This window comes from Achromobacter sp. 10T422 (assembly GCF_056394065.1).
Genome location: NZ_JBFTHD010000007.1, coordinates 375,690 through 395,352 on the forward strand (window position 1 = coordinate 375,690; position 19,663 = coordinate 395,352).

Annotated in this window: 20 protein-coding genes; 14 read left to right on the plus strand and 6 right to left on the minus strand. The window is 65.5% G+C overall.

Annotated elements, in window-relative coordinates; all coding sequences use genetic code 11:
- Positions 1 to 14 precede the first annotated feature (14 nt).
- From AC1DB0_RS20885 to AC1DB0_RS20905, 5 genes are all read right to left on the minus strand, one after another.
- Positions 15 to 404 carry a SecDF P1 head subdomain-containing protein gene (locus tag AC1DB0_RS20885; protein WP_054426951.1) on the minus strand — a complete coding sequence of 130 codons (390 nt, stop codon included), beginning with the start codon at positions 402 to 404 and terminating at the stop codon, positions 15 to 17.
- 61 nt (positions 405 to 465) lie between these two features.
- Positions 466 to 1,992 (minus strand): caspase family protein, encoded by a 1,527-nt coding sequence (locus AC1DB0_RS20890; protein WP_476757547.1) that lies wholly within the window; start codon positions 1,990 to 1,992, stop codon positions 466 to 468.
- 47 nt (positions 1,993 to 2,039) lie between these two features.
- A complete protein-coding gene (locus AC1DB0_RS20895) occupies positions 2,040 to 2,648 on the minus strand; it encodes an anti-sigma factor (protein WP_175171599.1) in 609 nt (202 codons plus the stop codon).
- Positions 2,649 to 2,650: 2 nt separating this feature from the next.
- Positions 2,651 to 3,316, minus strand: a complete 666-nt coding sequence (locus tag AC1DB0_RS20900; RefSeq protein WP_054426954.1) for an RNA polymerase sigma factor — start codon at positions 3,314 to 3,316, stop codon at positions 2,651 to 2,653.
- A 111-nt stretch (positions 3,317 to 3,427) separates the two neighbouring features.
- On the minus strand, positions 3,428 to 4,018 hold the full coding sequence (locus tag AC1DB0_RS20905; protein ID WP_175171598.1) for a hypothetical protein: 591 nt from the start codon (positions 4,016 to 4,018) through the stop codon (positions 3,428 to 3,430).
- A gap of 174 nt (positions 4,019 to 4,192) precedes the next feature.
- Between AC1DB0_RS20905 and AC1DB0_RS20910 the strand changes: the two genes are divergently transcribed.
- The 14 genes from AC1DB0_RS20910 (at position 4,193) to AC1DB0_RS20975 (ending at position 18,967) form a co-directional block, all read left to right on the plus strand.
- Positions 4,193 to 4,654 carry a hypothetical protein gene (locus tag AC1DB0_RS20910; protein ID WP_054426956.1) on the plus strand — a complete coding sequence of 154 codons (462 nt, stop codon included), beginning with the start codon at positions 4,193 to 4,195 and terminating at the stop codon, positions 4,652 to 4,654.
- 202 nt (positions 4,655 to 4,856) lie between these two features.
- Entirely contained in the window at positions 4,857 to 5,753 is an 897-nt protein-coding gene (locus tag AC1DB0_RS20915; protein WP_054427086.1) for a hypothetical protein, read from the plus strand.
- A gap of 1 nt (position 5,754) precedes the next feature.
- The gene (locus AC1DB0_RS20920) at positions 5,755 to 7,359 is read left to right on the plus strand and encodes a hypothetical protein (RefSeq protein ID WP_175171596.1); all 1,605 of its coding nucleotides are present in this window, start codon (positions 5,755 to 5,757) and stop codon (positions 7,357 to 7,359) included.
- Complete coding sequence (locus AC1DB0_RS20925) at positions 7,349 to 8,326, plus strand: glycerophosphodiester phosphodiesterase (RefSeq protein ID WP_454669921.1); 978 nt, start codon at positions 7,349 to 7,351, stop codon at positions 8,324 to 8,326. Before AC1DB0_RS20920 ends, AC1DB0_RS20925 begins: the two co-directional genes overlap by 11 nt.
- 179 nt (positions 8,327 to 8,505) lie before the next feature.
- Complete coding sequence (locus tag AC1DB0_RS20930; RefSeq protein ID WP_175171595.1) at positions 8,506 to 8,955, plus strand: hypothetical protein; 450 nt, start codon at positions 8,506 to 8,508, stop codon at positions 8,953 to 8,955.
- Positions 8,956 to 9,114: 159 nt separating this feature from the next.
- Complete coding sequence (locus AC1DB0_RS20935; RefSeq protein WP_476757548.1) at positions 9,115 to 10,020, plus strand: amidohydrolase family protein; 906 nt, start codon at positions 9,115 to 9,117, stop codon at positions 10,018 to 10,020.
- 32 nt (positions 10,021 to 10,052) lie between these two features.
- A complete protein-coding gene (locus AC1DB0_RS20940) occupies positions 10,053 to 11,282 on the plus strand; it encodes an MFS transporter (RefSeq protein ID WP_054426959.1) in 1,230 nt (409 codons plus the stop codon).
- Between the two features lie 144 nt (positions 11,283 to 11,426).
- Positions 11,427 to 12,065 (plus strand): 3-oxo-tetronate 4-phosphate decarboxylase, encoded by a 639-nt coding sequence (gene otnC, locus AC1DB0_RS20945; protein WP_054426960.1) that lies wholly within the window; start codon positions 11,427 to 11,429, stop codon positions 12,063 to 12,065.
- 107 nt (positions 12,066 to 12,172) lie between these two features.
- On the plus strand, positions 12,173 to 13,504 hold the full coding sequence (locus AC1DB0_RS20950; protein ID WP_054426961.1) for an MFS transporter: 1,332 nt from the start codon (positions 12,173 to 12,175) through the stop codon (positions 13,502 to 13,504).
- 25 nt (positions 13,505 to 13,529) lie between these two features.
- Complete coding sequence (otnI, locus tag AC1DB0_RS20955; RefSeq protein WP_054426962.1) at positions 13,530 to 14,315, plus strand: 2-oxo-tetronate isomerase; 786 nt, start codon at positions 13,530 to 13,532, stop codon at positions 14,313 to 14,315.
- 10 nt (positions 14,316 to 14,325) lie between these two features.
- Positions 14,326 to 15,300, plus strand: coding sequence for a D-erythronate dehydrogenase (denD, locus tag AC1DB0_RS20960; protein ID WP_054426963.1), 975 nt, complete (start codon positions 14,326 to 14,328; stop codon positions 15,298 to 15,300).
- Between the two features lie 43 nt (positions 15,301 to 15,343).
- Positions 15,344 to 16,252: an L-threonate dehydrogenase gene (gene ltnD / locus AC1DB0_RS20965; protein ID WP_342067070.1), complete on the plus strand. Its 909-nt coding sequence runs from the start codon at positions 15,344 to 15,346 to the stop codon at positions 16,250 to 16,252.
- Positions 16,249 to 17,502 carry a 3-oxo-tetronate kinase gene (otnK, locus tag AC1DB0_RS20970; protein ID WP_476757549.1) on the plus strand — a complete coding sequence of 418 codons (1,254 nt, stop codon included), beginning with the start codon at positions 16,249 to 16,251 and terminating at the stop codon, positions 17,500 to 17,502. Before ltnD ends, otnK begins: the two co-directional genes overlap by 4 nt.
- A gap of 115 nt (positions 17,503 to 17,617) precedes the next feature.
- Complete coding sequence (locus tag AC1DB0_RS20975; protein WP_476757598.1) at positions 17,618 to 18,967, plus strand: amino acid permease; 1,350 nt, start codon at positions 17,618 to 17,620, stop codon at positions 18,965 to 18,967.
- On the opposite strand, the gene AC1DB0_RS20980 is transcribed toward AC1DB0_RS20975, so the two are convergent.
- Positions 18,948 to 19,655 carry a FadR/GntR family transcriptional regulator gene (locus AC1DB0_RS20980; RefSeq protein ID WP_476757550.1) on the minus strand — a complete coding sequence of 236 codons (708 nt, stop codon included), beginning with the start codon at positions 19,653 to 19,655 and terminating at the stop codon, positions 18,948 to 18,950. The genes AC1DB0_RS20975 and AC1DB0_RS20980 overlap by 20 nt on opposite strands.
- Between the last annotated feature and the right edge of the window lie 8 nt (positions 19,656 to 19,663).

Here is a 19,663-nt window from a genome sequence, read left to right on the forward strand (position 1 = left end):
GTTGACTGCAAGGGCTACTTGGCCGTGTTCTCGTCGTCCACGGTCAGGCCGCCGTCTTTCATGATGCCTTGCGCGATGTCTTCGGCGCTCTTGCCGGCAAAGCCGTGTTCGCCTGCCGTGATGCGAAAGCTGTCGCCTTCCAGCGGGCTTTGCAAGGTGGCGGACGTAAGCAGCACGCCATTCGAACGCAGCTGAATGCGTTTGCCCACGCGGTTGCGCGTGAAGTCGGCCAGGGCCTTTTGGCTTTCGGGTTTCAAGGCCACATCGACGACGCGGGCGCCGGTGTGCGGGTCGGCGCTGGGCGTGGCGCTGGCGGCTTGCAGGGTGACGGTTTCGGCGTGCGCGGCCAAGGGCAGCGACAGGGCCAGGGCGGCGGCGCAGGCCAGATGTTTCATCAAGGGCATGGCGGTTTCCTTTGGCGGGACAAGTGCTCCATCCTAGCCGAAGTGCGCCGCGCCGACGAATTCAGGGCCGGCCGGGCGCACGCATGACCGGCGCGCGCATCCATGGCATATCCGGCAGCCCCTGTATCTGCGGCATGCCCGGCGTGGGCATGCCCAGGGGGTTGAGCGCGGCGTCTTGCAGCACGGTCATCCATTCGCGCGGGTCCATCGGCTCACCCATGCGCGCGCGTACATCCAGCAGATCCAGCGCGGCGCGGCGGTGGCCGGCTTCCGCGGCTTCGCGGAACAGGCGTTCGGCCACGTTGTAGTTCTTGGGTACGCCCCGGCCCATGCCGGTCAGTTCGCCCAGGTACGTTTGCGCGGGTGCGAAGCCCTGGTCGGCGGCGCGTTGATACCAGCGGGCCGCCGCCTTGTAGTCCTGCTCGACGTGTTCGCCGTTTTCGGCGATGAGGCCCAGCGTGGTCATGGCGACGACGTCACCGGCCTTGGCGCGCGCTTGCAGCGAGGCCAGGCGGGGCTCGTCCAGGTACTTCGCGCCCCGTTCAATCTCGAATTCCCACGCGCTCATGCGCGCCTTGATCAAGTCGCGGCCCAGCGTGGGCGACGGCCCGCGGCCGGCTTGCCCGGGTTTGCCGCCCGGCACAGCGGGCGTCTGCCCGTCGGCCAGCGTCGTGAACGTGACTGTGCCGACGAGGCTGCTGGCGTAGTGCGGAATCTGGCGGTAAGCGGTGGCGACTTGCACGTCGCCCGTCAGCTGCTTGAAGAAGTTCTCGACCGGGGCGGAGGCGGGCAGGTCGTCCAAGCCCTGCGCGAAGTAATACGCGTAGGGGCTATGGCGCGGGCCGTCGTTGCCAAAGCCGTCTTCGGCCGTGGCGCCGGGCTGCGTGGAGAAGGCGATCAGTTCACCCCCCGCCGGCACGGTGTGGACCAGCCCGGCCGAAGACGCGCCACGCGTCAGGTTCGTGCGGCAGGCGTCCAGCACCATCAGACGCGCGCGCACGTTGGCGCGGCGCATCGCTTGCGATACCCGCTTCAGGCTCAGCGAGCTTTGCTGCGCGGTGCGGATGCGGACTTCGCCCAACGGCAACGCCAGGTCCACGCCAAACAGATAGTTCACGTCGTCCACCGCCACCGCATGGCCGGCGAAATACACCAGCGCAAGGTCGGCGCCCGTTGCGCGCGTGGCGAACTCGTCGACGGCGTCTTCCATTTGCGCCGTGGTCAGGTCGGTCAGCAGCGTGACGTCGAATTGCCGCTTGCGCAGCGACTCGGCAATCAAGCGCGCGTCGTTGACCGGGTTGACCAGCGCGTTGGCCGGCACCGCGTAGCGGGCGTTGCCGATGACAAGCGCGTAGCGATGCTTGGCGGCGATGGGTGTCGGCGCGGCTTTGGGAGCGGGTGTGGTCGCGGGTGTGGGCGAGGGTATGGGCGAGGGTTTGGTCGCGGGTATGGGCGAGGGTGTGGCCGCGGGTGTGGGCGAGTCTGCCCCGGCCGGGTTGGCCAATACGCCAGCATGCAGCGGCAACAACCCCGCGCCCAGCATGGCGGCAAGCAGCCGCCGGCGCGTCAAAGGCACAGAGGAAGGCATAGGCAAGGGCATCGCAACCGAAAGCGGATTCGTCTTCATGCCGGACCTCAGGGACGGGGGCAAACGCCGGCCGGGCCGGGGGTGGCGGACAGCACGCCCAGCGCGCGGGCGGCATCTTGCAACGAGGACTCGCGCGCGGCGCTCAGCACGTAGCGGCCATCGGCGTCGGGGCCGTCCACAATCGACACGTCGTACTGGGACAAGGTGTTGCGCAGCTGTTTGGCGCTCAGCGCGTCAGGCAGGTCCACGACAAGCCGTGGGCAGGAGCCGCCACCGCGCGTCAGCACGCCGTCCGGCGCGGCGACGTCAAGCGGAGCTTGTTGCACCACGATGACCGACAACATGATGGCCAGCGCCCAGCCCAACGGCATCAGCGGGCTGGCGGGCGTGGGCCACAGCCATTGCCACAGCCGGCGCGCGCGCGAAGGCGCGGCGGGGGCAGGCTGCGGGCGTTCGGCCAGCGCGCGCAGGAACGCGGAGTCGCGGTCGGCCTGACCGATTTCGTTGTGGGCCAGCTGGCGCGCCTGGGACAGCGTGCGCCATTCTTCGACTTCGGCGTGCAGCGCGGGGTCGCGCGCCATGTCGGCTTCGAAGGCGCGGCGGGCGTCGTCGTCGAGCTCGCCCGACAAATAGGACAGCACTCGGTCTTCAGACATGATCAGTCCATTCCTTTGCGCGTGCACTCGGCCACGAGCTTGCGTGCGGCATGCAGGCGGCTCTTGACGGTAGGCACGTGCAGGTCCTGCTGCTTGGCGATCTGCTCCATCGGGACTTCGTCCAGATACAGGAACATCGTGGCGCGCAGGGTATCGCTGAGTTTGTTCAGGCAGTCGCGCATGCGCTTGACGAGCGACAGATGCTCGTAGGCGTGCGCGGGGTCGGCAAAGGGCGACGGGTCGCCCACGTCTTCCGCGTCGTCGAAGGCAGTGTCGTCGGGCCCGCCGTCACCGTCCGCCCCGGTCCATCGCACTTCGTGCCGGGTGCGCCGATGCATCTGGATCAGCTCGTGCAGCGAACCCCGATACAGGTAGCCGCCGAGCTTGCTGACCGCGAGCTCATGCGCGGCCCAGCCGCCCGGCGGCTGGCCATGCTGGAAGCCTTCGTCCTTGAACGTGCGCGTTTGCAGGAACTTCATCAGCGCATTATTGAAGGCGTCCACCACGCCTTCCGGCGAGGTGTTGAAGAACTTCTTGCGCAGCTTCAGCGTGATGTGCTGCTCGGCTTTGTTGCGGAATTCCAGCGCGTAGCGCGGGTCGGCATGCATGATGCGCAGCAACGCGTCGACGTTGTTGATGACGTAGCGCTTGGGATCGAGCGTGTTCATGGTTCAGATTCTTGGTGTCGAACTGGACGCGGAACGTCAGCCCATCGGCGGAAAATGCCGCAGCCCTCCAGGGCGAGGGCTGCGGCACCTTAGCCGTGCAGGGGCGGAAAATCAAGCGCGGCGCCGAAGCACGGCGACGCCGCGGACGGTAAACGCAATGACGATCGCCAGCGACAGGTAGAAGCCAAAACCGAAGCTCATGCTGTTCCACAGGTTCGACGCCATGTCGCCCGCCAGGTTGCGGCTGGCGCGCGAATTGCCCATGAAACCGGCGAACTGGCGCGTGGCGTTCATCACTTCACGCACTTGCGAGACCACACCGGCCAACGCGATGAGCCACAACACGAGCGGGGCGAAATAGCCCAGACGGCCGGCGCGATGGTTCAACAGCGACGGCAGCAACGGGCCCACAACCGCCAGCAGCCACAGCAGCGCATAGATGCCGGCGCCCGAGCCTTGACCGGCCATTGCGCCCTGCACGTTGCCGCCATTCTGCAAGCGCAGCAGGTCATAGAAGCTCAAGCTGGCGTTCGACCCCATCATGCGCACGGAAATCACCGAGAACATCGTGGTGGCCAGCAGGAACAGGACGGCGCCCACGGCGTCGCCCCGGTTCACGCGCTGGACGAAGAGGGATGCCCAGCGGGCGCCGTGCGCCTTGGCCTGGGTCAGTACGTCGCGCGGCTCTTTCGCTTCTTGCATGGTCTTTCCTTGTTAGTGGTGGCGGGGTGCCTGTACCCCTAGCTATGCATGGCGGCGAAAAAGGTTCGATTTATTTTTCGATAAAAATTTTTCGAACCTTTTCGCGGCTGGCGCGTAGCAGGGGACAAGGGCGCGCAATTCCCGCCGCCAACCATCCACCCGGAGAGTCCAATCATGTCGAACCCCACCCCGCTTGCCGCCCTGTACCAGACCGTCGTGCAAGAAGAACTGGGCCTGGTCGCCCGCGTTGACGACGACGGCGACGTGCAGTTCCGTTATCCCGACCTGGGCACCATGTTCTTCAGCCTGAGCGAGTCGGACCCGGAATTCCTGCGCCTGGTCTACCCGAGCTTTGTCGACGCCGAGGAACTGGGCATGACCCGCGTTCAGCTGCTGGAAGTCATCAACGCGGTGAACAACCGCTGCAAGGCCGTCAAGCTGAGCCTGCAACAAGACCGTGGCGGCAAGGCCGGCCGCGTGTCGGCCTCGCTGGAAAGCTTTGTGGCCGCGCCTGACACCTTGCCCGCCGAAGCGCTGCTGCGCGCCATCGTGGCGCGTTGCGTGTCGGTCATCCGCCACAGCGCTGGCGAGTTGGTGAAAGACGCGCTAGAGCTCAAGCAAGCGGCCTCGCAATAAAGGCCAAACCGGCAAGGCGGAATTGAAACAGCCCTGGCCCTGCGCTGTAACTTTGCGATACATTGCAGGGCTTTGACGGAAATTGCGCCTTGCCGCCGCCGGATTTCCCGCCACCACGATGATGTCGATGCGCCTGCCCTTATCCCGTTCGTCTTTGTCTCCGCAGTTCTTTTCCCGTTCTCTGCTCCTGCGCCTTGCGACCATGCTGCTGTTGCTGGGGACGCTGAGCGCCTGCGCGGTCAAGACCAATTCGCGGGGCGGGCTGGTCTATGGCGTGGATACCGCCGCCTTGTTCGGCACCGAGATCGGCCAGTTCCCCTTGCAGGACGGGGGGCTGGGCACGCTGCGCCGCGAGGGCAAGAACTTCTCGGTCAAGCTGTCGGGCAACCAGCGCGTGGTGCCCTTGAACAATGTGGATTCGGCCCGCATCGCGCGTACAGAGAACGTGGGGCCGCGCACCGTTGTCGTCATCGAAACGCAGCGGCGTAACTGCGACTACCGCTACACCGTGCTGGCGATTGAAGGGTCCGACGTGTTGTCGTGGGACCTGGGCAACTGCCGCGACCGGCCCGCCGTGCTGGTGCAGGACGACCGCAGCGCGTTGACGTTCGACTTCCCGAAGGGCTCGGTCATCGAGCGTTTCGTCTACACGCAGGACGGCCGCATGCGCCGGGGCGACGTCAAGACCGTGGCGGGCATGAACCCGCGCGCAAAGCCCTTTGCCGACGAATCGTTGTATCCGCCGGGGTACATGGATTCGCTGCGCCTGTATGGGGTGTATCCGCCACCGGCCGCGCCCGCCGCGAAATCGGGCCGATCGGGCAAATCGGGAAAGCCTGGCAAGCCGGGAACGTCAACGCCATCTGCCGCGCCGTCGCGTTCGGCCACGCCCGATGCGCCTGCGCCGATGCAGACCAGCGCCCAATCCGCAGGCCGGGTCATTCCGCCGCCACCGCAACGCGTGCCGGGCGGCGACGCGCCAACGGCCGCCGCCACCGGTGCTGCCTCTTCCCGCAGCGCCAGCGCATCGCGCACGCCGGCCAAGCTGGATCTGCCTGACGAGGAAATCACCTCGACTCGCCTTGATCTGAGGGATTGACGTGCGCCAAGCTCAGATTCGCCAGATTCTTTTCCTGATCGTGCTGACGGTGATTTACCTCAGCTTTGAATTGGGATTCAACGCCCGCCTGCTGGACGTGGTGGGCAGCCGCGCCACGCCGCACGACATCGAAGAGCTCGAGTTCTTTGGCCGCACGCTGTCCGGCATCGCGGCCGCCCTGGTCGTGCTGCAACTGCTGCTGACTCGGCGCTTGCGCACAGGTGGCCAGCCGTCGTATCTGAAGATCGCCGTCGCCTGCGCCGTGACCGCGCTGCTGGTGTTCAGCGCCATCAAGCTGATTGTGAATGTGCTGGTCGATACGCGTGATGGCGACTTCCGCCGCATCGCCACGAATTCCGGCTTGCTGCAACGTTCGCTGGTCCAGGGCGATCTGCATCTGGACGGGCTGGTCGACGACGAGGTCTATGCGCGGCCCGAGGGCAAGGCGTTCCTGGCGGTGTTCCAGGTGCTGCTGTCCAACATCGAGAACCTGGACGAGAAGGTCGAGCCCAAGAAGCGCCAGGTCATCCGCACCGATCTGCAACGCCAGATGAAGACCTTCACGTTCGATGACCGCGAAGTCCGCATGACGGCGCCGGGCATTCGGGGCTATCACCAGGTCTACACCAGCGTGATGCAGTCGGTGGCTGACCGCTGGAAGAAATACGCGGGCGTGCCGGTTGCGTCCGATATCGGTCTGGCGCGCGAGCAGGACAGCGCCTGGAGCGATTACCGCCGCAACCTGTCGCGCCGCGGCTGGACGCCGGAAAACGTGCCTGCCCGCTATCAAGGCCGGGTCGTGCAGGACGTGCGCAAGCGCATTCCGGTGCCGGGCGACTGGCAGCCGCATGACCGCGCCACCTTCAATGCCGCGGTTGCGCAGCAGTATTGGAAGACGATGCGCAGCCGCACCGTGCATGTGGAAGGCGACGCCATTCCGCCGGGCCTGTCGTACGAGGATTTCGTGGGGCGCCCCGGCGTGCAGAAACTGTTGCGCCAAACCTTGATGGTGCCGGTCAACATGCCTGTCGCGTCGAACTACACGGATGCCGCCAGCTTCAAACGCCTGTACGACAGCATGCTGGACCGCGCGGTGGACGAAGCGATGCCGCGATTCTCGGCCACGAATGCCGACTTCGCACGCGGCGGCCAGCATTACAAGCTGGGTGAAGACGCGGCGCGCGCGGCCATAGTGCCGCCGGTGGCGTTGTTGTTCTCGCTGTTGGGTGCGGTGGGCCACTTCGCCAAGCTGCTGTACCTGATCGCGAAACTGGTGGTGTGGTGGCGCACGCCGGCCGGCCAGGAGCCGGGCCGCACCGCCACGCGCGCGGCCGGGCTGGCGCTGGTGTTGACGCTCGCCTGCGTGTGGACGGCGTTCTCGTTCATGCAGAACGGGGTGACCAAGAGCGAACTCTTTCAGCAGATGTCGCGGGTGGAATCCGGCCGCGATGATGAATCGATCGGCCAGGCGCTGCGCCGCCGCGTGCTGGCCAATGTGGCGCACGTGGTGGTGGTGGGCCAGGCCTACACCTATCCGTTCAACGAAACGGTGCGCACGCGCGTGTTGGGCGGCATCAAGTACGGATATCACGGCGATGCGAGCTAAGTACTTGCTTGCGGCGGTGCGAGCTAAGCATTGGCTTGCGGCGTTGCGGGCTAAGCGTTTTGCCGCGGCGTCGCGGGCCAAGCGCGTGATCGCGGTGGGGCTTGCCGCTGCGCTGCCGTGGTCGGGCGCAAGCGCCGCCTGCCTGGGCATGCAGGTGCACGCGCACCGTGGCGCGCCCACGCTGCCAGAGAATTCGCTGGCGTCGATCAGCGCGGCGTATGCGGGCGGCTGGGACGGTGTCGAGATCGACATGCAACGGCTGAAGGACGGCCGCTGGGTGCTGCATCACGACATGCTGACGGGCCGCACGGTGGGCGGCGTCGGGCGCAAGGCGGTGCTGCAACTGAGCAGCGCGGATTGGCGCGGGGCCAAACTGTTGGGGCAGGGCGGGGGTTCACCGCCGCCGTTCCTGGATGACGCGTTGCGCGTGGCGGCGGCGCAGCCCGCCAAGACGTTCAATGCGGAACTCAAGGTGGTGTATCGCGACTGCGCGCCAGTGGGGCAACTGGTGGCGGGCATGAAGCAGGCGCTGCCGCATGGCAACTGGATGATCACGTCGGCCTTTCCCGAGGCGCTGCGTTGCGTGCGCGGCACCGATCGCCAGGGCTATCTGGGCCTGATCGTCTTTGACCCGCGCCACGCGGAGTCGGTCAGCGCCAACCCGCTGGGCAAGTACGTGGCGCAACGCGCCACCGCGCCCAAGCTCACGCGGCAATGGCTGGCCAACCTGGCGGCCAATGTGGGCGCGCCCGTGGGCGTGCATGTGGACGCAATGACGCTGGCCGCCAACCCGCAACTGTTGCGCGACGCAGCGGCCCAATCGGTGCGCGTCTTCGTCTACGCGGTGGGCGGGGATGCGGCCTTGGCGCAGCAACTGCGGGCCACGAAGCAGCGCGAAGGCTATCTGCCGTCGGGCGTGATCATCGATGGCGACGCGCAGGCGTTTTGCCGGGCCATGGGTGGCTGAACGCGGCTGAATGCGGTTGAACGCGGTTGAACGCGGTTGAATGGGGTTGAACGCGGCTGAACGCGGTTGAACGGGACTGATCGGGGCTGAACGTCGCGGAATCTCGCCCTCGTGCGCGGCCGCCGTTTCCGCATAAACTGGGCGCCTTCTTCCCGCTACCCATTCGCAAGGAAACGCCCATGACTGCACGCGCCACCTGGTTCCTGTCCTGCATGCTGCTGGCGGGCGTCGCCCACGCCGGCTCCGCGCCGGCCGAACTGTCTTGCGTATCGGAAAGCGGCAACGTCGCGTTGAAAGGCGTCATCCCGTCGCCGTCGTCGGAAGACCTGAACGTGACCCTGCGTTATTTCGACGCGAATCTGGCGTTCACGTCGGACACGAATTCCAACAGCTATGTCGTGTCAGATTTCCCGCAATCGGTGTTCACGCTGTTGGTGCCCGCCGAGGGCGTCGCGCTGACGTTGTACGCGCTGCCGTCCAGCGTGGCGATTGAAAAGAAGGCCGATGGCGAAGTCGCCGGCACGTTCCAGGCCAAGCTGACGGCGCCCCGTCCGCGCTCGGCGGCGGGTGCGCAAACCAACAGCCCGCTCAAGGCGACGCTGACCTGCGAATACCACTACTCGATTTAAAGACCGCCTCCCCGGCCATGCCGGCGCGGCGGTTTTGCGTTGACCGCCCGGCGTCAGTCGCCGGGCTTCAGGCATAAGGAAAGTGCGTCTTGCCTCTATCGCGCAGGGCATGCCTGCTGGCATGATCATGTTGCGATTGAGAATCAAGGAGACAAACGCATGACCTCGACGCCCTCTGGCCTGCCTCAGCAGGAACCGCCCCTTTGCCTTGCGCCGCTGCCCGACATGGACGCGGCCACGTTCGATATTCCCGCAGGCGCTTGCGACACGCACGCGCACGTCATCGCCACCGACGCCACCGCCTATCCGCTGGTGCCAGAACGCAGCTACACGCCGCCGCCGGCTTCCGAATCCGCCTATCTGGCCATGCTGAAGCAAACCGGCATGTCGCGCGGTGTGCTGGTGCAGATCAGCGTTTACGGCACCGATAACCGCTACATGCTTGAGGTGCTGCGCCGTCATCCCGACCAGCTGCGCGGTATCGGCGTGGTCGCGCCCACCGTCACCGACGCCGAGCTTGAAGCCATGCATGCCGCGGGCGTACGCGGCTTGCGCATCAACGTGTTGTTTGGCGGCGGCATTGGCTTTGATGCAATGGAAACGCTGGCGCACCGCATTGCAGACTTTGGCTGGCACATGCAGTTTCTGTTGGACGCGCGCCAACTGCCCGAGCTGCTGCCGCGCATGCGCAAGCTGCCGGTGCCGGGCGTGGTCGACCACATGGGCCACATGCCGGTTGCCGAAGGCATTCACAGCGCCGGGTTCCAGGCCTTGCAGCATCTGGTGCAGGATCACGGCTGGTGGGTGAAGTTGTCGGGCGCGTATCGCATCAGCGAACGCTTCGATGATTTCAGCGATGTCGTGCCGTGGGCGCAAGCGCTGATCGACACCGCACCCGACCGCATGCTTTGGGGCAGCGACTGGCCGCACGTGCATCTGACGCGCATGGTCAACACGGGCCGATTGCGCAACCAGTTGGCGCTGTGGGCGCCCGATGCAGACACCCGCCACCGCATTCTGGTCAGCAATCCGGAACGCTTGTACGGCTTCGCGCCGTCGAAATAAGCCCCTAACAACAACAACGAACGAGGCAAATCATGCAGTGGTACAGAGAATTGAACAAAACCGAACGCCGCACGTTTATTGCGGCGTTTGGCGGATGGGCGATCGACGCGTTGGACTTCATGGTGTTCACCTTCGTGATCGCCACGCTGATGACGCTGTGGGGCATCGACAAGGGCCAGGCGGGCATGCTGGGTACGGTCACGCTGCTGTTCTCCGCCATTGGCGGATGGCTGGCCGGTATTCTGGCCGACCGTTACGGCCGCGTGCGCGTGCTGCAATACACCATCCTGTGGTTCTCGGCGTGCACCGTGGCCATTGGCTTTGCGCAGAGCTTCGAACAGCTGTTCGTGCTGCGCGCGTTGCAAGGCCTGGGCTTTGGCGGTGAATGGGCCGTGGGCTCGGTGCTGATGGGCGAAATCGTGCGCGCGGAGCATCGCGGCAAAGCGGTCGGCACCGTCCAAAGCGGCTGGGCCGTGGGCTGGGGCGCGGCGGCGGTGCTGTACACCGTGGCGTTCTCGGTGCTGCCGTCCGAATGGGCGTGGCGCAGCCTGTTCTGGATTGGCGTGCTGCCCGCCTTCCTGGTGCTGTACATCCGCAAGAACGTGCCTGAACCCGAAGTGTTCCAGCGTGCGCAGGCCAAGGTGCAGGCGGGTGAGGCGCGCGCCTCGTTCTGGACGATCTTCTCGCCCGCGCTGATCAAAACCACGGTCATCACCGCCATCCTGTGCACGGGCGTGCAAGGCGGCTATTACGCCATCACCACCTGGCTGCCGACCTACCTGAAGGTGGAGCGCCAGTTGTCGGTGCTGAACACCGGCGGGTACTTGATGGTCATCATCTTCGGCTCGTTCTGCGGCTACATCGCGGGCGCGTATCTGGCCGACCGCCTGGGCCGCCGTGCAAACCTGTTGATCTTCTCGGTGCTGTCCACCATCAGCGTCTACGCCTACACGCAGCTGCCGCTGACCGATCATCAGATGTTGTTCCTGGGCTTTCCGCTGGGCTTTGCGGCGTCGGGCATCTTCAGCGGCATCGGCGCTTATTTGACCGAGCTGTTCCCGTCCGGCGTGCGCGCATCGGGCCAAGGCTTCGCGTACAACTTCGGGCGCGGCATTGGCGCATTGTTCCCAAGCTTGGTGGGCTTTTTGAGCCAGACGCATGGGCTGGGCTGGGCCATCGGCGCGTTCGCCACGGGCGCGTATGCGGTGGTGATCGTGACCGCGTTGCTGCTGCCTGAAACCAAGGGGCGCGTGCTGGAATAAACGTCGTTCGTCATCTGGAATGCAGGTCAGGCCCGGGCAGCAGTCCGGGCCTTTTTTATGTCTGACTAGGGTTTACCCGGTATGACAGGCAAAGCCAAAATTTGTATGATGACCCGATAACTTTTACTCAAGAGACACATCATCATGCAGGCCGAAAACCGCGTCCGCGAAGAAATCTGCACCGTCGGCGCCAGCCTTTACAACCGCGGCTACACCGTTGGTGCAGCGGGCAATATCAGCGCCCGCCTGGATGACGGCTGGCTCATCACGCCCACCGATGCCTGCCTGGGCCGGCTAGATCCGGCCGAGTTGGCCAAGGTGGATCTGGACGGCAACTGGGTGTCGGGCGCCAAGCCGTCCAAGACGCTCGTGCTGCATCAAGGCATCTACCGCGCCAGCCCCGAGTCGCGCGGCATCATTCACACGCATTCCACGCATCTGGTTGCGTTGACGCTGGCGGGTGTGTGGCGGCCAGATGAAGTGCTGCCGCCCATCACGCCGTATCAGGTGATGAAGGTGGGCCGCATTCCGCTGATCGGCTATCGCCGGCCCGGCGACGCGCAAGCGGCGGCCGACGTGGCCGCGGTCGCAAGCCAGGTGCGCGGCGCGTTGTTCGAGCGGCTGGGCCCGGTGGTATGGGAACGTTCGGTCGCCCACGCCTCGTATGCGTTGGAAGAACTGGAAGAGACCGCGCGCTTGTGGCTGATGTCCAACCCGCGCCCCGCGCCGCTGTCCGCCGAAGCCATCGAAGACCTGCGCGTGACCTTCGGCGCGCGCTACTGATTTCGCCGTACTGACCACCCTCGAATTACTCCCCATACCCGTACAAAGCCGGCAGGCCGCCACGCCAACACGCGCGGACCCGCACGGCGCATCCCTGGAGACTTTTCATGCCCCCGATGGACTTGGCGTCGACCGCCGCACCCGCTGCGGCCTCACAGCCTGAATCCCGCGAGACCGCCCGCGCTTATGCCAAGGTGTTCTGGCGGCTCGTGCCGTTCTTGATGCTCTGCTATGTGATCGCCTATCTGGACCGCGTCAACGTCGGTTTCGCCAAGCTGCAAATGTCGCAAGACCTGGGTTTCAGCGAAACGGTTTTCGGGCTGGGCGCGGGCGTGTTCTTCATCGGCTACTTCCTCTTTGAAGTGCCCAGCAACCTGTTGATGCACCGCCTGGGCGCGCGTATATGGATTGCGCGCATCATGATCACGTGGGGCATCTTGTCGGGCATGTTCATGTTCGTCGAGACGCCCACCGGCTTCTACATCCTGCGCTTCCTGTTGGGTCTGGCTGAAGCGGGCTTCTACCCCGGCGTCATCCTGTACCTGACCTACTGGTATCCGGCGCATCGCCGCGCGAAGATCATTGCGCTATTCATGTCGGCGATTCCGGTGGCCGGCATCTTCGGCAACCCGCTGTCGGGCTGGATCATGGAAGCGTTTCACGGCACGCACGGCCTGCAAGGCTGGCAGTGGATGTTCCTGATTGAAGCCATTCCGGCGCTGCTCATCGGCGTCGTCACCGTCATGTATCTGGACAACGGCATCTCCAGCGCCAAGTGGCTCACCGCCGATGAAAAACAGATCCTGACCCGCGAGATCGAACAAGACCAGAAGCAGACCGGCACGCAAAAGCATTCGCTGCGTGCCGTGTTTGCGGACGCGCGCGTGTGGTGGATGTGCCTGATCTACTTTGCTTTCGTCGCCGGCCAGTACGGCCTGACGTTCTGGATGCCCACGCTGATCAAGTCCACGGGCGTGACCGGTGCATTCAACATCGGCCTGCTTAGCGCCATTCCGTTCCTGTGCGCCATCGTCGTGATGAACCTGCTGGGCCACTCGGCCGACAAGCGCCGCGAACGCCGCTGGCACCTGATCGTGCCGGCGCTGGCGGGCGCCGTGGGCTTTACCGCGGCGGCGTCCTTTGCCGACAACACAGTGATTTCGCTGATCTGCCTGTCGATGGCCGCCGCCGGCGTGCTGACGTGCGCGCCATTGTTCTGGTCCTTGCCCACCGCCTTCCTGTCTGGCACCGCCGCGGCCGCAGGCATCGCCATCGTCAACTCGGTTGGCAACCTGGCCGGCTTCGCCAGCCCCTACATGATCGGCTACCTGAAAGACGTCACCAGCTCTACCGCGTCCGGCATGTACGTGCTGGCCGCCGTGCTGGTGGTGGGCGCCATCGCGGTCTGGTTCACGCCAGCCAAGCTGGTCAACCGCTGAATCGCATTATTCATAAGGAATCGCCATGCCGCGCCTGGCCGCCAACCTCACCATGATGTACGCCGAACACGCCTTTCTGGACCGCTTCAAGGCGGCCGCCAGCGACGGGTTCCAAGGCGTGGAGTTTTTGTTTCCGTATGAGTTCGCGGCCGCGGACCTGAAGGCGCGCTTGCAAGACAACGGTCTGACGCAAGCGCTCTTCAATGCGCCGCCGGGCGACTGGGCGGCTGGCGAACGCGGCATTGCGTCCTTGCCCGGCCGCGAGGCCGAGTTCCAGCGCGGGCTGGATCAAGCGCTGGAATACGCCGCACAGCTGGGCAACCGCAGCCTGCACGTCATGGCGGGGCTGATTCGCGCTGACCAGGACCGCGCGGCGCATCGCGAGGTCTATCTGAAGAACCTGGCGCGCGCCGCCGCTGCCGCGGCATCCGCCGGCATCACCATCGTGATCGAACCCATCAACACGCGTGACATCCCCGGCTTCTTCCTGAACCGCCAAGACGACGCGCAAGCCATTTGCGCAGAGGTCGGCGCCGACAATCTGAAGGTGCAGTTCGACTGCTATCACTGCCAGATCGTCGAAGGCGATATCGCCGTGAAGTTGCAGCGCGACATCGCAGGCATCGGCCATATCCAGATCGCGGGCGTGCCAGACCGGCACGAACCTGATCTTGGCGAATTGCACTATCCGTATCTGTTTGAGCGCATCGACGCGTTGGGCTACACGGGCTGGATCGGCTGCGAATACCGGCCGCGCGCCGGCACCTCCGCCGGCCTGGGCTGGGCCCGTCCTTACCTACACAATCAATGAGCATCCCATCATGAAGATCCTGATCACCGGCGGCGCCGGATTCCTGGGCCAGCGGCTGGCCCGCAAACTGCTGGAGCAAGGCTCGCTGACGCTGGACGCCATCGGGCCGCAACCCATCACGCAGATCGATCTGCTGGATGTGGTCAAGACGGATGCCTTCACCGACCCGCGCGTGCACTCGCTGGTGGGCGATATCGCTGACCCCGCCGTGCTGCGCCAGGCCATCGACAAGAATACGCGCGCCATCTTCCATCTGGCAGCCATTGTCAGCGGGCAAGCCGAGGCGGATTTTGATCTGGGCATGCGCATCAACCTGGACGCCTCGCGCGCCTTGCTGGAAACATGCCGGGCGCTGGGTCACCAGCCGCGCGTCATCTTCACCAGCTCGGTGGCGGTGTACGGCGGCGCGTTGCCGGACACCGTGCAGGACGACACCGCGCTGAATCCGCAGTCGTCCTACGGCACGCAAAAGGCCATTGCCGAATTGCTGCTGGCCGACTACACGCGGCGCGGCTTTGTCGACGGCCGTGTGCTGCGCCTGCCTACCATCAGCGTGCGGCCGGGCCGCCCGAACGCCGCGGCGTCATCGTTTGCCAGCGGCATCATTCGCGAACCGTTGAACGGCGAACCCGCCGTGTGCCCCGTGGGCGCCGACACGCGCTTGTGGCTGTTGTCGCCGCGCGGCGCGATCCAGGCCTTGATTGCCGGTTGCGAATTGCCGGCAGAGGCTGTCGCTGACCGCGCACCGATCAACCTGCCCGGCGTATCCGTTTCTGTTGCCGAGATGGCGCAGGCGCTGCGCGAGGTGGCGGGCGACGCCGTGGCCGACCGCATTACGTGGCAACGCGACGAGCGCGTCGAACGCATCGTTGGCAGTTGGCCGGGCCGCTGGGACACCACGCGCGCGGCGCGTCTGGGCCTGGCGGGCGACAAGGACTTCGCCGACATCATCCGCGCCTACATGGCCGACGACCTGACGCGTTAAGCGCAGCGCTCGCGCCCCGACGATCTACCCGGACGAACCCAACATGAACTCTTCGCAATCGACTTCCCGCCGCGTTGGCGTCATTGGCCTGGGGGCCATGGGCGCGGGCATCGCGCAAAGCCTGCGCCGCGCGGGCCACGACGTACACGTCTACGACATCCGCGCCGAAGCGGCCGCCGCCTTTGCCGCGCAGGGCGGCGTGGCCTGCGCCACGCTGGCCGAACTGGCCGCCGCGTGCGACATCATCATCAGCGTGGTCGTCAACGCGCAGCAGACCGAAGCCGTGCTGTACGGCGATGGCGGCATTGCCGCGGCCCTGCGCCCCGGCGCGGTGTTCGTGATGTGCTCCACCGTGGACCCCAACTGGTCTGTCGCGCTGGAAGCGCGGCTGGCCGAGCAGGGCGTCCTGTATCTGGATGCGCCGATTTCGGGCGGCGCGGCCAAGGCGGCGTCGGGCCAGATGACCATGATGACGGCAGGCAGCGCGGCGGCGTACGACGCCTGCGGCGCGGTGCTGGAATCCATGGCGGGCAAGGTCTACCGCCTGGGCGACCGCGCGGGCGCGGGCAGCAAGGTCAAGATCATCAACCAGCTGCTGGCCGGCGTGCACATTGCGGCCGCCGCCGAGGCCATGGCGCTGGGCCTGCGCGAAGGCGTGGACGCCGACGCCTTGTACGAAGTCATCACGCACAGCGCGGGCAATAGCTGGATGTTCGAAAACCGCATGGCGCACGTGCTGGCGGGCGACTACACGCCGCTGTCCGCCGTGGACATCTTCGTGAAGGACCTGGGGCTGGTGCTGGACACCGCGCGCCACACCAAATTCCCGCTGCCGCTGGCGTCCACCGCGCATCAGATGTTCATGCAGGCGTCCACCGCCGGGCATGGCCGCGAAGACGATAGCGCCGTCATCAAGATATTTCCGGGCATCACGCTGCCGGAGGAAAAATGAGCATCAAACTGGGCTGTATTGCCGACGACTTCACGGGCGCCACCGACTTGGCCAACAACCTGGTGCGCGCGGGCATGCGCACGGTGCAGACCATCGGCATTCCCGGCGCACCGCTGCGCGATGACGCTGACGCGGTGGTCGTCGCGCTGAAGACGCGCACGTTGCCCGCCGACGAGGCCGTCGCGCAGTCGCTGGCGGCGTTGGAATGGCTGCAACAGCAGGGCGCCGAGCAAATCTACTTCAAGTACTGCTCCACGTTCGACAGCACGGCGCAGGGCAATATCGGCCCCGTGACCGATGCGCTGATGACGCGCCTGGGCACGGACTTCACCATCGCCACGCCCGCATTCCCCGACAACAAGCGCACGGTCTTCAAGGGCTATTTGTTCGCGGGCGATGTGCTGTTGAACGAATCGGGCATGCAGCATCATCCGCTGACACCGATGACGGACCCGAACCTGGTGCGCGTCTTGTCTGCGCAGACCTCACGCAAAGTCGGCCTGATCGATTACACCGTGGTGGCGGCGGGCGCTGACGCGATCCGCGCACGCATTCAAGCGTTGAAGGAAGACGGCGTCGAGATCGCCATCGTGGACGCCGTGTCGAACCAGGATTTGCTGACTCTGGGGCCGGCGCTGCGCGGCATGCCGTTGGTGACCGCGGGTTCGGGTGTGGCGATCGGGCTGCCGGGCAACTGGGGGCTGAGCGCCGCGCAGGCCGCGACGCAAACCCGTTCAGCGGGCTTGCAGGCCGTGGTGGCGGGCAGCTGCTCCACCGCGACCAACGGGCAAGTCGCCGCATTCATCGACAGCGGCCGGCCGGCCTACGCGCTGGACCCGATGCGCTTGGCGTCCAGCGATGACGTGGTGGCGGACGTGTTGGCATGGGCCGAGCCGCGCATGCAAGACGGCCCCGTGCTGGTCTATTCCACCGCGCAGCCGGATCAGGTCAAGGCCGCACAAGGGCAGTTGGGCGTGGAACGCGCGGGCGCAATGATCGAAGCGGCCATCGCGCGCATTGCGGTGGGCCTGGTCGAACGCGGCGTGCGCCAGTTGATCGTGGCCGGCGGGGAAACGTCGGGCGCAGTGGTGCAGGCGCTGGGCCTGGAGCAGATCGCCATTGGCGAACAGATCGACCCCGGCGTGCCGTGGTGCGCGGGCTACACGCCGGTGGCGAATGCGGACGTCAGCATCGCGCTGAAGTCGGGCAACTTCGGCACGCAGGACTTCTTCATCAAGGCGTTTCGCTGACGACGCGATTCCGCTATTCAGACAGGCAGGAGACAGGGCATTGTCCAGAAACCAGAACCACCCGACCACCCCGAAAAATACGCTTAAAGGCGGTTTGAAATCGCGCCACCTGACGATGATGTCCATCGCCGGGGTCATCGGGGCGGCGCTGTTCGTCGGCTCGGGCAAGCAGATCGCACTGGCTGGCCCGGCCGTCATCCTGGCCTACCTGGGTGGCGGCATTCTGGTCATTCTGGCGATGCGGATGCTGGGAGAAATGGCCGTTGCGCAGCCCGACACGGGTTCGTTTTCCACCTATGCGGACCGCGCTATCGGGCGGTGGGCGGGCTTCACCATCGGTTGGCTGTACTGGTATTTCTGGGCGTTTCTGATGGGCTGGGAAGCCTATGTGGCCGGGCAGATCCTGCACGGCTGGTTTCCGCAGGTGCCGGACTGGGGCTACGCGCTATTCATCACCGTGTCGCTCATCATCGTCAACTTCATGAACGTTCGAAACTACGGTGAATTTGAATTCTGGTTCGCGCTGATCAAGGTGATCGCCATCGTGGCGTTCCTGGTCATCGGCAGCCTGGCCGTGGTGCATCTGTGGCCTTGGGGTGAAGCGCGCGGCGTGTCGCAATTGACCGCGCAGGGCTTCATGCCCAATGGCGTCAAGTCGGTGGTGGTGGCCATGCTGGGCGTGATGTTCGCGTTCATTGGCGCGGAAATCGTTACGGTGGCCGCGGCCGAATCCGCCGACCCCGCCCGCGAAATCATCAAGACCACGCGGTCGGTGGTGTGGCGGATCTGCCTGTTCTATGTGGGCTCGATCTTCCTGATTGTGTGCCTGGTGCCGTACAACGACCCGTTGCTGTCGCAACCCACCCACGGCAGCTACAACGTGGCGCTGAGCAGGCTGGGCGTGCCGCATGCGCAGGCCATCGTCAACTTCATCGTGTTGACCTCGGTGTGCAGCTGCTTCAATTCCGCGTTGTACACGGCGTCGCGCATGCTGTATTCGCTGTCGCGGCGCGGCGACGCGCACCGCATCATGCAAGTGACGGGGCGGCGCACCGGCACGCCATATGTCGGGGTGCTGGTATCCAGCGTGTTCGCGTTCGTGGCGATCTGGATGATGGCGACGTCGAAGATGGATCTGTACGACGTGCTGATGCAGGCCACGGGCACCATTGCGTTGTTCGTGTATCTGGCGGTTGCGTTGTCGCAGCTGCGCATGCGCTACCGGTTGCAGGCGCAAGGCGTTGAACTGACGTTCAAGATGTGGCTGTTTCCGTGGCTGACCTATGCCGTCATTGTGTGCATCATCGCCGCGCTGATCACCATGGTGGTCGAAGGCACGTACCGCAACGAAGTCGCCTACACGTCATTGCTGGCGGGGGTGATCGTCGTGATGGGTCTGGTCGCGCAGCGCTGGGAAATCGGTACGCGCAGGCGCGGCTTGCAAGTCAGCGGTGCGCCCGGCTAAGCCGCTTGGCCGCATTCACCATGTGGATGCGGGCAGCTTCGCGGGCGCCTTCCATATCTTGGCGGCGGATGGCTTCAACGATGGCATTGTGCTCTTGCAGCACGTCGCGCATCAGGTCCGCGTGGCGCGCTTCGTTGCCGCGCGTCACGCGTGTGGCGGCTTCCAGAAACTGGCTGACAAAGGCCAGCGTCGTCAGAAAGTACGGGTTGCCCGTGGCGCGCGCGATGCTGCGATGAAACGCCACGTCTTCCTTCACGCCGTCGCCGCCATCGGCCACCGCTTGTGAAATCGCGGCGAGCGCCGCGTCGATCTCGGCCATGTCGCGCTTCTTGCGCATGGCGGCCGCCTGGGCGGCGATTTCGGTTTCCAGCGCGCGACGCAGGTCCACGATGTGCAGCACGGCGTCCAGCGAACTCAGGTCGGCGGCGTCGATGCGCAGCGCACGGTTGCCCGTCAAGCCGGTGACATAGACGCCGCTGCCTTGCCGCGCTTCAACGATGCCATCCTGCCGCAGCCGCGACACGGCTTCGCGGATGACGGTGCGGCTGACGCCGAACTGTTCCGCCAGCGCGGCTTCGGTGGGCAGCTTTTCGCCGGGCAGCACGCGGCCCTCGTCAATTTCGGCGAGCAGGCGCTTGGCGACCGTGTCGGTCAAGGTGGGCGGGGAGGGAAGTCGTGGAAACGCCATGGATGAGA